We start from the raw sequence: 13,328 nt of genomic DNA on the forward strand, positions 1-13,328 counted from the left end.
TAGACAAAATGACACCAAATGAGTTTTACTATGATCAGCTACCCCAACAAAACAAGGTGGCTTAACTAGAGCGGAATATCACTTATAAATACGCTTTTAGTTGTTCAAACAAGTGGGACCACCTCTCGATAGGGACTTAAATAGTGCCATGAACATTCTTGCGCTTGGGCATAAGCGTCTAGCTGTAGGAATCACCTCCGTTTAAGGGAGGTGAGGATGTCAAGGGCAGGCTGCTGAATCAGTTGGATTAACTTGGGGTGGTCGTTGGAAATCAATTCAAGACTATGGTCATACCGAATATCGTATGCCAGGCTTAAAAAAGACTGCAGAAATGGCGGCTCTTTTAACATCTGAAGGACAACTTCAGGCCAGTAATATAAATATCGAACCCTGAGTTTTAATTTAAAAAGCCCTCAAAATAAATGAGGGCTTTTTTACTGATTACACAATATATGTTTGTAGTTGATCTAATACTTGTTGCGTTTTTTCTGCATGTAGCCAATGCCCAGCACCTTCAACCTCTATCACTTCTGCATGAGGAAAATGTTTAGCCAATGCTTCCATGTGTTCAGGTTTGGAGATATATGGAGATAAACTTCCTTTTAAAAATAGCGCTTCATTTTGCCAAGCAGTTTCACTATTCGGCCAATCTGTAATATCTTGATAATGGTTGTATAAGGCATCAATATTAAACAGCCATTTCCCTTTACTAAATGATTTTAATAAAAACTGAATAACCATTTCTGCCGATATATATTCACGCATAATTTCTATGGCTTGCTGGCGTGTTTCAATGTTGGCTTGTTCTACTGCAAATAATGCTTGAAATATCTCATCGTGATGCCGTTCCTTATATGCAAATGGTGCAATATCCAGTACAGCTAACTGTTCAACGCGATCGCTACTCAATGCTAGTTGCATTGCAACTTTCCCTCCCATTGAATGTCCAACCACGGAAAATTTTTTAATATTTAAATAATCGAGCGTTTCAAGTACATCATTTGCCATGTCGAAGTAATTCATTTCTTTGTCATGGGCAGAATGCCCATGATTGCGCAAATCTATTTGTACAACACTATGTGATTGTTGAAATGCTCTGGCTAACATGCCTAAGTTACTTAAACTCCCAAATAACCCATGAATGAAAACTAGTGGTATTTGTGAACTTTGGCTATTTTGATGAATCTCGTAGTTAAGGATCATTGTTCATTACTTTATTTAGTTAAGCTAATTTTGTATTTGTTTCGGTATTAAATCAATTGACAAAATTTTATGTATATTTGCTTAGGCTATTTTATTTAGGATAATTTGCTTAGGCTATTTAAAGAAGTTATAAATCATTTAAAATTTAAAAAACGCAGCTTGAGCTGCGTTTCTAACGATAGATATTTTTAAAAATAGTTCAGCGGCAATTTTAAGTAACGAACCCCGTTGGACTCAGGTTCAGGAAACTTTCCAGCATCCATATTAATTTTTATTGCTGGTAGTATTAATTTTGGCATAGCTAATCTAGCATCTCGCTGGTTCCTCATTTCTACGAATGCCTGTTTATCTGTCTGTGTATTGATATGTATATTTCTTGACTTTTGTTCTGCAATACTGCTGATACTACAAAATTTGCTCCGCCCTTCTGGCAAGTAATCGTGGCATAAATATATTTTTGTATCATCGGCTAACTGATATAACTTTTGAACAGAATCATACAGTGTTGATGCGCTTCCCTTAGGAAAATCACAACGGGCTGTACCATAGTCAGGCATGAATAAGGTATCACCGACAAATACTGCTTCATTAGCAATGACATAACTCAAACAAGCAGGTGTATGTCCCGGCGTAGGAATATTATAAGCCTCTAACGCTCCGATATTAAACGTTTCATGATCATCAAATAAATAGTCAAAAGATTGATGTGAATTAAAATATTTCACATCAAAATTATAAATTGCACTAAATGTTTCCTGTACGATCGTAATATTATGACTTATTGCTACTTTGCCACCCAATTTAGCCTTTAAATATTGTGAAGCTGTAAAATGGTCAGCATGTACATGTGTTTCAAGAATCCATTCCACGCTTAGGCTATTTTCTAAAACATATTGGACAATTTTATCCGCATTATATGTTTGTGTTGTGGCTGAAGCTGCGTCATAGTCTAAAACACTATCAATAATCGCACATTTTTTAGTGGCCGGATCAGCGACTACATAACTAAAAGTATTGGTATTTTCATCAAAAAAATCTTGAACAATTGCATTCATCGTCATTAATTCACTCTCATTATTTTATGATGCAACCATACACCGGCTAACATTGCCAAGATAAAATACAATGATTCGTAGTGACCCAGGCCAATAAGTGTAAATGCTGGAGCAGGACAAATTCCTGCGATTCCCCAACCAATACCAAATAGTAAGCTTCCCACAATCAATTTTGAGTCTATCTGTTTGTTTTTTGGTGAATTTATAGGATAACCATCTATAGTTTTAGGTGTGGATTTTCTTACAGCCAATTGAAATGGGACAAATGCGACTGCAATCGCACCCATCATCACAAATGCTAAACTGGCGTCCCAACTTCCAAATATATCAAGAAAACTCAACACCTTTTCAGGATTGGACATACCTGAAAATATCAAGCCTACTGAAAACAAACCACCAAAGATAAAAGCAAGTAAGTTTTTCATGCTGCAACTCCAATCACATGGCGAATCATATAGACAGTTACAACACCTGCTAACATAAACGTTAGAGTTGCAACGATCGAACGTTTTGATAATCGGCTGATCCCACATATGCCATGCCCACTGGTACAGCCTGAACCCAAACGTGTACCAAAACCTACTAATAAGCCAGCAACAATCATCATCCATGGGTTTGCATCAAGCTGTATTGTAGGTGTTGTAAGCTGTTTATAAATAAATGGAACGAGAATCAGACCTGATAAGAACCAAACTGCAGGTGTTTTAAAAATTGTGGCAGGGTTTAAAACTTGTGCAATTAAACCACTTATGCCCGCAATACGACCATGCACATATAAATAGCCCACCACCGCCAGGCCAAGTAAAGCTCCACCTAGAAATGCCATCATAAAAGGATGCATACAGATGCCCAATCCATCAACAACAATATATGTTTTTATAATATGTTATTTGAGAGAAGTTGCAAGTCTTCTTCTATAATAATTTTATTAAAAAATTAATTCGAATGAATGCAGCCTTTATTAAGATGCTCTTCATTAAATTGAAAAATCAAGGAATATATCCTCGGGATATTTCTAACAAGCACATAATATTATTAAGTTTTATTAATTAAATTTCATTTATAAATCAATATTAATGTCACTCAAAGTATCACCCACCCATTCTATAACGTCAGATCCAAGTTCAATGATTTGTGAAATATCTATTCCAGAAGCCCAATCCGCACTGCTGGAATTTTCTTGCTTTTGCTGCTCTCCTGGCAATTGTTGTTCTAAACGAGCAACTTCTTCTTGCGCTTGCGTTGTTGTAGGTAAAGCAGCACGATTGTTCTGACTTGTCATTTTTATTCCTGATTTGTTACGCACTTATTGTCATTTAAGTTATTCAGCTTCAAACTCTTTCAATACTTTTTCTACAAACCACCATGGCATTCGATGTAAACCTTGGTTCATTTTTAATATTTCAGCTTGTTCTATCTCAGCAATGAAAGATGCCTGTTGACCATCTGCTGAATTATCAAAAAGATAACTACGATCCGTCGCTTCAACAGCCTGCATAAGCAAATCCATACTTCGATAATAGCGTTCTCTTATTTTTAGTTCTGGCACATCATGTCCGCCATTTTGCACCCTATATTGTACTCTTGAAATATTAATAACTGGGTCAATCGTCGATACATAATATAAGTAGGTCTTAAACCCCTTCCGTTTCGCCTCGCGCAAAAATTCAACTTTAGAGATATGTGACATGACTGTTTCAAAAGTGAAACTGATTTTTAATTCTAAAAATTGGAGACGAATATAATCGATAATTCTGGCGCATAAATATGAATCAATTTGATCCGCTTGGAATTCAATTTTCCATGGATCAAGAATGATCGGTTGACTAACCAATAAAGGTATAAAATTGCCTTGAAATGGGCGCTTTTTTGTTTTTAAGAACTCAACTAAATCCACCGCTTTTAAAGCAGGATGGTAATTAATCAAATTGAGTTGTTTGGTTTTATTCAGTTCAGACTCTAGTTCGTCTGCATTTAAATAAGCCCCAATATGATGGGGCAACAAATATTCTTTAACAGTACTTTTACCCGATCCATTAGGGCCTGCAAACATCCGAATACGTGGTTGTGGAGGCATGGTATTAGATCGTTTCCTCACATTTCTTTTTTCGTTTTAATCTGTGTGGAAGACCTTCTATTTGAACGAAATCAGAAGATACATCTTTAAGCTGAATTTCTTGGCCATTTTGCGAACGCTGAACTAATTGCTGACCTTTTACATAAACCACAGTCGAAGAAGCACTTGCTTGTTCAAAAGCATGGCGAAATGCATGAATTGCAAGATTCGGAATTAAATCATCCTCAAATTTACTTGCTTTCATCACTGAAGTATAAGCTGTCATTCAACCACTCCTCTAACATCGAAATGTGTTCAATCATCTTATCATACTGACTTATTTTGTCTATTTATCCATCAATGATTATGTAAAGACAAATAAAGAATTACGATGCTAAATATGTGCTTATTATGGGGTTACATTTTATCAAAATACTAAATTTAGATAAAAAAATAGCCACTTATTCAGTGGCCAAAAGAGAACGACATCAACAAGTTGATGTATTAGAACTTAGCCACATAACAGGACCAGGGATGTTTGTTATGTGTTTACATTCTAACAGAAACATAATAATGTGATACAGTTGTCATTTTAAGCACTTTTCATATCATTTTCTGACAATCTTCATTTTCAGTTCAATATTTCTATAACATTTTCTTAAAATTTAAATACCCAAGTGCTAGGTTTAATTTTATTCAACATATAAAAAAGCATCCTATGGCTGGATGCTTCATTTATCATAATACAAATGGCTTAAATGGTCATTTAACTGATTCAGTCGAACAAAATGCACTTTCATTTAAACCTGATGATTGCATACTTTCTTGTTGCTGTTGCAAGTAACGCTCAGCAACCATTTGCATAATTCCAGCCATATTCAATGCAGCATTCTCTTGAGAAATTTCTAAAATGCGTTGGTATGCATGCAAACGTGTGCAAAATGCTTTAGTTTGTTGCTCAGGACTTGCCGTCGAATCCTCAGCATCAAGTATTAGCTTTGTCTCATTAATTTGAGACGTATAAAGTTCAATTTGGTGATCAAAATCAGCTTGAGATAAAAGTCGAATCGGCTGTAGCACCGATTCATTCGCATGCGTCGCTCCCTGCATGAAGCTAAAACATACAAGAAGAATAGAAGAAGCTTTATACATCATCCTTGAATGCATATAATTAAGCCTCTTCGCCTTCTTTCCAAATATCTTCATAGTCATCGGCATCAATCATAAAACGATAACCGACATCTAACGCTAAATAAGGCAGCACTTCTGGACAAATATCTTGCATCTTACGAATAGTCATCGTTTCAAGGTTATCCGCACCTTCAAGCTCACCACCATAAATGTACCAACTTACATTTTCGTCACCTTCAGCAGGTTTACGAATACCAACAATTGGGTCTTTATTTAAAGTGTGAACAGCAACTGCGACAACATCATCTCCACTCACTTCGATATAAGCTGATCCCACTTCCTCGCAAAGCAACTTTTGCTCAGCAATGAGTTCAGCTAAAGGTGATGAATTTTGTGCATTTTTGGCCATATTTAAGCTCAGAGGTAAATTGAATAATGCATTGTATAGCGAAATCGTAAAGCGAAAAAATTTATTTGGTGCCAGATTATAAAATCACGATCCGAAAGCCTAATCACCTCTTAGTTCTAATAATCAAAACTTCTGAAGATAACTTAAAATGAAAGATTCACCATCCTTACATTTACGCTTAAGCCCAATCATTCAGCCTATATAAGCACTTTAAATTCGAACTGCCATAAGACTTCTGCCAATTTTGAAGCTAAATCTTTTTTATTGCGGGAAGCTTAAATTCGATAAATATGAGCAAAATGGTCAATTCAACTTTATAACATTTTAAAAAATATTGATGACATTAGACAAATGCTGATTACAGTAATGTATCCCTACTTTAGCTTGCCGATCACTATAGCTTGTAACGCTTATATTTAGCCTTCATACGTTTATCTAATTACTTAGTTTAATGTAATCCAAAATCAACCTTGAAATGAAAAATCAATTAAATCTCTATTTTATACATTCACAGCACATAAGCTTTATTCATAATTTCACAATGTGACTTCCAAAGCTATTCCATATCGAACACCGGCACAAATAATTGTTTTATATAAATATTATAAATGAAGAAAAATAAAAAAGTTGAGTTAAATGAACTTAACAAATACCAGCTCAGGCTAAGTGACAATCAAAATGAAATTGCCTTTAAGCAATAGGTTTAACTGTTAAATCGAGCATTCATAATAGCGATATAATTCAGCAAAAAATTATGTTCAAAGCAGTAATTCGTTAAGTAATCGAGACCAAGCTATTTTTTTGCTTTCAATACAGGATTTTGTGGCATTAAAAAGAAGATATACTGAGCGTTACATAAAAGATATGAACAGTTTTAGCCAATTGGGTTTAAAATAATGTTCTACAATATCATGATAAAAATGTAATCTTTTAACATTGCCAATTCTTTGCAAAGTTTGCATTATATAGCCCATTCTCGGTGTATGCCTTTCACGTCAATTCAAAGAAATTATAAAAAAAATGTGGAAATTTATGCCATAATGAGCAAACTTTGCAGACATCTTGCAAAGTAAATTTGCAAATTTTTATTGGAGCAAGCTGAATGAGCTCGACCATTTTGGTCATTCATGGACCGAATCTCAACTTACTGGGAAAACGTGAACCGGAAGTTTATGGATATCTCACTTTAGACGATATTAACCAGAAACTAATTTCACAAGCTCAAAATGCATCCATTTCTCTCGATACTTTCCAAAGCAACTGGGAAGGCGCTATTGTCGACCGAATTCATCAAGCGCAACAAGAAGGCATTCAATTCATCATTATCAATCCTGCGGCGTTAACACATACGTCTGTTGCAGTACGTGATGCCCTTCTTGGCGTTGCCATTCCATTTATCGAAGTACATTTATCTAATGTCCATGCCCGTGAAGCATTTAGACATCACTCCTATCTTTCTGATAAAGCCGTTGGCGTTATTTGTGGTTTAGGCGCAAAAGGATACGCTGCCGCATTAGACTTCGCCATCGAAAAAATTCAACCAACTTCTCAATCTTAATTAGGAATACTGTTCATGGATATCCGTAAAATCAAGAAACTCATCGACTTGATGATTGAATCTGACTTACAGGCGATCGAAGTTAAAGAAGGCGATCAATCAATCGCATTAACTCGTCGTAATCCAGTGGTTGCAGCAGCTGTTCCCGCAATGCCTGCGCCTGCTGCTGAAGCACCAGTTGCTCGCTCTCCACGTGGTGCTGTTGAAACCTCTCCAATGGTTGGTGTGTTCTATGCAGCGCCAAACCCAGGTGAAGCACCATTTGTTAAAGTGGGTCAAACTGTTTCGGCTGGTGAAACACTTGGTATTATTGAAGCAATGAAAATCATGAACCCAATTGAAGCAACTCAAAGCGGTGTGATTGAAGAGATTTTGGTTAAAAATGGCGAAGTGATCCAATTCGGTCAACCATTATTCCGCTATCGCGCTTAAGACCACGGGGAATCATAATGTTGCAAAAAGTTTTAATTGCAAACCGTGGTGAAATTGCCTTGCGCATCACTCGTGCTTGCAAAACTTTAGGAATTAAAACCGTTGGGGTTTATTCCGATGCCGACAAAGACCTAATGCACTTACGCTTTTGTGATGAAGCAGTGTGTATTGGACCTGGTGCCAGCAGCGAAAGTTATTTAAATATTCCAGCACTCATTACAGCTGCTGAAATTACTGGTGCAGATGCCATCCACCCAGGCTATGGCTTCTTATCAGAAAATGCTGAATTTGCCGAAATTGTTGAAAACTCAGGTTTCATCTTTATCGGTCCACGCCCTGAACATATTCGCTTAATGGGGAACAAAGTTTCTGCCATTATTGCAATGAAAAAAGCAGGCGTACCTACAGTTCCGGGATGTGACCATGCGGTTACCATCCATAATGCCTTAGCAGAAGCCAAAGAAATTGGCTTCCCATTGATCGTTAAAGCTGCTTCAGGCGGTGGTGGTCGTGGTATGCGTATTGTTGAGCGTGTAGACACCCTACTCGAATCTGTTCAAGCTGCGCAGCGTGATGCTGAAATGTGGTTTGGTGACGACACCGTATATATGGAACGTTTCCTGCAAAAACCTCGTCACGTAGAAGTACAAGTATTAGCAGATGGTAATGGTCATGCAATTCACTTGTATGATCGTGACTGTTCTTTGCAACGTCGCCATCAAAAAGTACTAGAAGAAGCACCTGCTCCTGGCCTACCAGAACAAGCACGTGCTGACATCTTAGAAGCATGTGTGAATGCTTGTAAATTGATGCAATATCGTGGTGCGGGTACGTTTGAGTTCTTATTTGAAGATGGCGAATTCTTCTTTATTGAAATGAATACACGTGTTCAAGTAGAACATCCTGTAACCGAAATGGTGACAGGTGTTGATATCATTGAGCAACAGCTTCGTATTGCCGCCGGCCTTGGTTTAAATCTTCAACAAGAAGACATCACGCTCAGTGGCCATGCCATGGAATGTCGTATTAACGCAGAAGACCCATCAACATTTATGCCGTCTCCGGGTAAAATTGATCACTTCTATGCACCAGGTGGCGCAGGTATTCGTCTTGATTCCCACATTTATCAAGGCTATAGCATTCCTCCTTACTATGACTCCATGATTGCTAAACTCATTGCACATGGTAAAGACCGTGACACATCTATTGCACGAATGAAACAAGCTTTAGAAGAAATCATTTTGATAGGTGTGAAAACCAATATCCCACTTCACAAAGATTTAATCCTTGAAGATAAAAACTTCTGTGAACAAGCAATGGATATTCATTACCTTGAAAAACATTTGCTGAAAAAAATTGAAGGACATGAGGAAAAATAATTTCCTCCCGCAATACTAAAAAGCCACTCTCATGAGTGGCTTTTTTAGCGATTTAACATAACAAAAAGTTATGTTTAAGGCAGTACACGTCGTAATGTTGCAAAGCATTGCTCAGCTTGATCGTTGGCACAAAAATTGATGACTGAGGGACTTTTCCATTTTACAAAATATTGCGAAATTTCACCTGTTTGATCCTGCACATTGCCGGAACAATCCATCTGATTATTATCATATTTCACTTGCAAAATGAGCGCTGGAATTTGAGCATTTGGATCTTGAGCTGGTTGATAATCATAAACACCAGATGACCACTCTTCACCACTTTTAATCACAACATCATTATTACCTTTGAAATTGTAATATTCGATACACTTACGATTATTTGGGATTTCCATCCCCCATAAACCGACCAATTCAGATCGAGTGGTCACTTTAAAATTATTCACTGCTTCAACTTGTTTTTTGCTATCAGCTTGCAGTTCTGTTTTTTTATTATCCGCCGCCATGACTACGAATGAACTCAACATGAGTAAAACTGTCAGATATGCTTTTTTCATACATTTAATCAGTCATATAAATCATGTACCTAAAGTAACATATTTTTTTACATTTCCTCGGTTTATCACACTTTCATAACAATGATTTTTCTTAATGACTATTTACATACAATTCCATACATCTGCGTTTGCCTACATAAAAACCAATTAAACGCGAACCACATCACATTATTCATAATTTATACATTATTCTGTGGGTGGAATCGTTTATGATATTTAGACTTAATGATTCTTCTAACAAAATTACTTAGGCTATATAAAGGCTAATGAAATTGCATCTGAACGGTCTTACACCACCATCGACTCATCAAAGTTATTCTTTTGCAATTATTGCCGTAGTTATATTTGTATTCTGTTTAGTTGGTATTTTCAGTCGTCCATTAACCTACTTAGCTATTTTTTGGCCTGCCAATGCAGTCCTACTCGCCTTATTTTTACGTTTTCCACAATTAAGTAACACAGGAGGTTGGTTAGGAGCTTTCACAGGTTATATGCTCGCCGATTTATTGACCGGCAACTTCTTACAACTAACAACCATACTCACTTTTGCAAATCTAATTAATACAGCTGTATCACTTTTTTTTATACGTTACTTTCATATCAATTATTTAAATTACAATAAAGGTTTTACCTTTCTAACGATGTTTGCAATTTTTGCTGTTGGCGGTTGTCTAGCTGGTGCGACATTTGCAATTTTTACAGTTCCCTATGTATCTAATACATTTATGTCGACAGATCGTCTTTGGATTGATTTCGGGATGTGGTGGGTCACTGAAATCGTCAACTGTTTAATTATGCTTCCATTAATTTTAGCCTTCCCCCAATTGAAAGAGTTAAAACAAATCATACATAATCGCCGACATCGTGATTATCATTTCAATGAAATTTTACCAGTGATGAGTGTGGGTCTATGTGTCATTCTCACAGCAGTTTCGCCGGGTCCAGGAGCAATTTTATATCCATTAGCAGCATTAATTTGGGCTGCACTGACCTATCAATTATTTACGTTAACGATTATTAATGCAGTCGTGATTCTAGCGACCTACTACAACCTAAATCACTTTTATCTTGCAGACTCCACGAACGCCTATTTATCGACAGCTATATCGGTACGTATTGGTTTAGCTATGCTTATTCTTGCACCTATTATTTTGTGTATTATTAGCCGAAATCGGCATGAACTATATAAAGAAGTACTTTATCTAGCAAATCATGACAGCCTTACACATGCAATGAATCGCCGTTTTTTCTTTGAACAGGGTGAACTCTATTTAAAAAATCGAACTGAAACTACATTTTCAATCATCATGCTTGATATTGACCATTTTAAGAAATTAAACGATCAATATGGACATTATGTCGGTGATGTCGTCCTTCAGCAGTTTGCTAATACGATTCGAAAAAACTTACGTGAAGAAGACTTATTTGCTCGTATCGGTGGTGAAGAATTTGTTATTTTACTGCGTAATATTCAGGCAGATGAAGCACAAAAAATTGCTGAACGTATTCGAAATATTGTTGAAACAACGCCTATACAGATCGATCAAAACAATGAACTTTATATCACGGTGAGTATCGGTATTACACATGAAACACTACCTGACGCACCAAGTTTACAATTCTTGATTAATCAGGCGGATCAAGCACTTTATCAAGCCAAACAATTAGGACGCAATCAAGTCATACTTGCAAACTGTTAATATTCATTCATTTGGATAATCTAAACTTAATTTTGCTGAATCACCTTTGGTAAACACGCAACAAAGATAAATGCAGGAATAAGGGATAAACCTGCGATCATAAAAATACATTCGCCAGTCAAAACATCCCAATATTTACCTGCCAAAATACTGCCTAAAGCAACACCTAAACCCCACATAGTACTGTATAGCGCTTGCCCGCGCCCTTGTTGATTTGCATTGAAATTTTGAAAAATAATCCGCATCGCAATCATATGAAATAACCCGAAGCTAAAAGCATGAATAGTTTGCGCTAGAAACTGCGCTATAAAACTATTTGGGAATAATCCAACGGCAATCCAACGTAAACTCGTTAGAATTAAGCATGCTGTAACTAAGGTTCTCCATGAAAAGTGTTTTAGAAAAAGGTTTGCGTATGCAAACATAATAATTTCAGCAATAACACCAACAGACCACAACAAACCAATGATTGTTGTGTTAAAGCCAGCTTGACTTAAAAAATTACTATAAAAACTATAAAAAGGTGCATGAGAAAATAAAAGAAAAAATTCAATAATAAAGAAACTGGCCACAACAGGACGTTTCAAAACTGGCCATAAAGGCTCTAGTTGCTTTTGAGAACTTGGTGCCGAACTCGGTTCTTTAATCGTAAATGACCAGAGAAATGCTAAAAAAGCAATACAAAGCAACATAATAGGTAGCATCGATATTGAAATAACTTCAAGCAGAGCCCCAATACCAAATACGCCAACAATAAACCCTACTGAGCCCCACTTACGTACTTTTCCATATAAAGCCGCGCGTTTTTCCCCCAACCAAAATAAAGTTACCCCTTCAAACTGAGCCAATATGGCATTTTGAAAGAAGCTGAATACCAGCATGAGTAATGCAACAGACTGAAAACTGTTTGGAATTATAAAAATCAGAAACCAAATACAAGCTTCCATCCATGTCGCAATGCGTACCAGCATCATGCGCTTACCCGATTTATCGGCAATCCAACCCCAAATAAATGGGGCAAAAAAACGTGTCACTATCGCTATAGAAGATAACAATCCAATTTCTTGATAATTAAAGCCTTGATCTGCTAAATACAGGCTCCAAAATGGCATAAATGTGCCAACAATTGCATAGTAGAAAAAGTAGAATCCACCTAGTTTGGAATGGATTGGAATGTTAAGCATCAAGCTGTATTCCTTAGTATTTACAATAGGTTATAAACTTTTCAGAGTTGTATGCTTTTGCATCTAAAAGGCTTGGTTAGGATATGGCGAGTATACAAATCAGTATACAAATTTATTTTAATTAAATTATTTCAAAATTTGTATACTTTTACTAAAATCTTGGTCTTATTTTATTTTTTCATTAATAAACAAATATTTATTTTTATCTCATAAATTATCACATATTAATAAAAAACCGCCCGAAGGCGGTCTATTTTTACTTAAGCAATCTGTATCTCGCATGCGGAAGTGTCTGTAGTTCAAACATGTGGTCGTAATCATAATGTGGCATTTTGAATCCGCATTTTTTGCTCACGTCTGAAATAGCACTGCTCATAGAGAACATATTATCGTTAAGCATACTCACCAGTAATGGATTAAGTTTGGCCAATGTTGGGCTATGCGTGTTCCACCATGCCTGAAAGAATCGAGCATGTACGCAGAGCATTCCTAGGGATTGTTTTTCATCTATATGTTGATATCTGCAAGTTCAAACCTGGGTGAGTAGACCAAGGGAATTTCACCCTTAGCCCCTCGCAGAACCGGACATGAACCTCTCAGCTCATCCGGCTCCCATTATCCAACCGATGGTAAACATCCCATTTTCCAGTGCACAAAGGCATTT

The 13,328-nt window shown here is 36.6% G+C and carries 15 protein-coding genes and 1 pseudogene; 5 read left to right on the plus strand and 11 right to left on the minus strand.

Translation table 11 applies throughout. From position 1 onward, the window contains the following. Window positions 1-223: 223 nt before the first annotated feature. A pseudogene (locus FTV09_RS15105) lies at window positions 224-394 on the plus strand (M15 family metallopeptidase); the annotation flags it as partial. Between the two features lie 47 nt (window positions 395-441). Here FTV09_RS15105 and FTV09_RS15110 read toward each other — a convergent pair. From FTV09_RS15110 to FTV09_RS15150, 9 genes are all read right to left on the minus strand, one after another. Beyond that, window positions 442-1,203, minus strand: a complete 762-nt coding sequence (locus FTV09_RS15110; protein ID WP_180058773.1) for an alpha/beta fold hydrolase — start codon at window positions 1,201-1,203, stop codon at window positions 442-444. 188 nt (window positions 1,204-1,391) lie between these two features. Next, a complete protein-coding gene (locus tag FTV09_RS15115) occupies window positions 1,392-2,258 on the minus strand; it encodes an MBL fold metallo-hydrolase (protein WP_257222912.1) in 867 nt (288 codons plus the stop codon). Window positions 2,259-2,263: 5 nt separating this feature from the next. Further along, complete coding sequence (locus FTV09_RS15120) at window positions 2,264-2,683, minus strand: YeeE/YedE family protein (RefSeq protein ID WP_180058775.1); 420 nt, start codon at window positions 2,681-2,683, stop codon at window positions 2,264-2,266. Beyond that, entirely contained in the window at window positions 2,680-3,099 is a 420-nt protein-coding gene (locus tag FTV09_RS15125) for a YeeE/YedE family protein (RefSeq protein WP_067766939.1), read from the minus strand. The genes FTV09_RS15120 and FTV09_RS15125 overlap by 4 nt, the downstream gene beginning before the upstream one ends. A gap of 219 nt (window positions 3,100-3,318) precedes the next feature. Next, window positions 3,319-3,540, minus strand: coding sequence for a hypothetical protein (locus FTV09_RS15130; RefSeq protein WP_180058776.1), 222 nt, complete (start codon window positions 3,538-3,540; stop codon window positions 3,319-3,321). A gap of 39 nt (window positions 3,541-3,579) precedes the next feature. Then, window positions 3,580-4,311 (minus strand): zeta toxin, encoded by a 732-nt coding sequence (locus tag FTV09_RS15135; RefSeq protein ID WP_180058777.1) that lies wholly within the window; start codon window positions 4,309-4,311, stop codon window positions 3,580-3,582. 28 nt (window positions 4,312-4,339) lie between these two features. Further along, window positions 4,340-4,600, minus strand: coding sequence for a hypothetical protein (locus FTV09_RS15140; RefSeq protein WP_180058778.1), 261 nt, complete (start codon window positions 4,598-4,600; stop codon window positions 4,340-4,342). Between the two features lie 476 nt (window positions 4,601-5,076). Continuing rightward, complete coding sequence (locus tag FTV09_RS15145; RefSeq protein WP_180058779.1) at window positions 5,077-5,469, minus strand: hypothetical protein; 393 nt, start codon at window positions 5,467-5,469, stop codon at window positions 5,077-5,079. A gap of 16 nt (window positions 5,470-5,485) precedes the next feature. Then, window positions 5,486-5,854: a hypothetical protein gene (locus FTV09_RS15150; protein WP_180058780.1), complete on the minus strand. Its 369-nt coding sequence runs from the start codon at window positions 5,852-5,854 to the stop codon at window positions 5,486-5,488. Window positions 5,855-6,956: 1,102 nt separating this feature from the next. On the opposite strand from FTV09_RS15150, the gene aroQ reads away from it, so the two are divergent. Genes aroQ through accC form a run of 3 tightly spaced genes read left to right on the plus strand, consistent with a single transcriptional unit; the run spans window position 6,957 to window position 9,223 of the window. After that, window positions 6,957-7,412 carry a type II 3-dehydroquinate dehydratase gene (gene aroQ, locus FTV09_RS15155; RefSeq protein WP_180058781.1) on the plus strand — a complete coding sequence of 152 codons (456 nt, stop codon included), beginning with the start codon at window positions 6,957-6,959 and terminating at the stop codon, window positions 7,410-7,412. A 15-nt stretch (window positions 7,413-7,427) separates the two neighbouring features. Continuing rightward, window positions 7,428-7,844, plus strand: coding sequence for an acetyl-CoA carboxylase biotin carboxyl carrier protein (accB, locus tag FTV09_RS15160; RefSeq protein WP_067766954.1), 417 nt, complete (start codon window positions 7,428-7,430; stop codon window positions 7,842-7,844). A 17-nt stretch (window positions 7,845-7,861) separates the two neighbouring features. Then, window positions 7,862-9,223, plus strand: coding sequence for an acetyl-CoA carboxylase biotin carboxylase subunit (gene accC / locus FTV09_RS15165; RefSeq protein ID WP_180058782.1), 1,362 nt, complete (start codon window positions 7,862-7,864; stop codon window positions 9,221-9,223). A 74-nt stretch (window positions 9,224-9,297) separates the two neighbouring features. Here the strand turns inward: accC and FTV09_RS15170 are convergent, their stop codons facing one another. Beyond that, window positions 9,298-9,780 (minus strand): hypothetical protein, encoded by a 483-nt coding sequence (locus FTV09_RS15170; RefSeq protein WP_067766960.1) that lies wholly within the window; start codon window positions 9,778-9,780, stop codon window positions 9,298-9,300. A 266-nt stretch (window positions 9,781-10,046) separates the two neighbouring features. Between FTV09_RS15170 and FTV09_RS15175 the strand changes: the two genes are divergently transcribed. Continuing rightward, complete coding sequence (locus FTV09_RS15175) at window positions 10,047-11,480, plus strand: GGDEF domain-containing protein (RefSeq protein WP_180058783.1); 1,434 nt, start codon at window positions 10,047-10,049, stop codon at window positions 11,478-11,480. Between the two features lie 26 nt (window positions 11,481-11,506). Here FTV09_RS15175 and FTV09_RS15180 read toward each other — a convergent pair whose 3' ends face one another. Continuing rightward, entirely contained in the window at window positions 11,507-12,664 is a 1,158-nt protein-coding gene (locus FTV09_RS15180; protein ID WP_180058784.1) for an MFS transporter, read from the minus strand. Window positions 12,665-13,328 lie beyond the last annotated feature (664 nt).

Source organism: Acinetobacter sp. YH12227 (assembly GCF_013417785.1).
Lineage (GTDB): Bacteria > Pseudomonadota > Gammaproteobacteria > Pseudomonadales > Moraxellaceae > Acinetobacter > Acinetobacter gandensis.

What these genes read in the sequence shown, in the direction of transcription:
- FTV09_RS15125 (WP_067766939.1), bottom strand. Translation starts at nt 3,099, where the DNA reads ATGCATCCTTTTATGATGGCATTTCTAGGTGGAGCTTTACTTGGCCTG.
- FTV09_RS15145 (WP_180058779.1), bottom strand. Translation starts at nt 5,469, where the DNA reads ATGATGTATAAAGCTTCTTCTATTCTTCTTGTATGTTTTAGCTTCATG.
- FTV09_RS15175 (WP_180058783.1), top strand. Translation starts at nt 10,047, where the DNA reads ATGAAATTGCATCTGAACGGTCTTACACCACCATCGACTCATCAAAGT.
- FTV09_RS15120 (WP_180058775.1), bottom strand. Translation starts at nt 2,683, where the DNA reads ATGAAAAACTTACTTGCTTTTATCTTTGGTGGTTTGTTTTCAGTAGGC.
- FTV09_RS15115 (WP_257222912.1), bottom strand. Translation starts at nt 2,258, where the DNA reads ATGAATGCAATTGTTCAAGATTTTTTTGATGAAAATACCAATACTTTT.
- FTV09_RS15110 (WP_180058773.1), bottom strand. Translation starts at nt 1,203, where the DNA reads ATGATCCTTAACTACGAGATTCATCAAAATAGCCAAAGTTCACAAATA.
- FTV09_RS15140 (WP_180058778.1), bottom strand. Translation starts at nt 4,600, where the DNA reads ATGACAGCTTATACTTCAGTGATGAAAGCAAGTAAATTTGAGGATGAT.
- FTV09_RS15150 (WP_180058780.1), bottom strand. Translation starts at nt 5,854, where the DNA reads ATGGCCAAAAATGCACAAAATTCATCACCTTTAGCTGAACTCATTGCT.
- accC (WP_180058782.1), top strand. Translation starts at nt 7,862, where the DNA reads ATGTTGCAAAAAGTTTTAATTGCAAACCGTGGTGAAATTGCCTTGCGC.
- accB (WP_067766954.1), top strand. Translation starts at nt 7,428, where the DNA reads ATGGATATCCGTAAAATCAAGAAACTCATCGACTTGATGATTGAATCT.
- aroQ (WP_180058781.1), top strand. Translation starts at nt 6,957, where the DNA reads ATGAGCTCGACCATTTTGGTCATTCATGGACCGAATCTCAACTTACTG.
- FTV09_RS15170 (WP_067766960.1), bottom strand. Translation starts at nt 9,780, where the DNA reads ATGAAAAAAGCATATCTGACAGTTTTACTCATGTTGAGTTCATTCGTA.
- FTV09_RS15180 (WP_180058784.1), bottom strand. Translation starts at nt 12,664, where the DNA reads ATGCTTAACATTCCAATCCATTCCAAACTAGGTGGATTCTACTTTTTC.
- FTV09_RS15130 (WP_180058776.1), bottom strand. Translation starts at nt 3,540, where the DNA reads ATGACAAGTCAGAACAATCGTGCTGCTTTACCTACAACAACGCAAGCG.
- FTV09_RS15135 (WP_180058777.1), bottom strand. Translation starts at nt 4,311, where the DNA reads ATGTTTGCAGGCCCTAATGGATCGGGTAAAAGTACTGTTAAAGAATAT.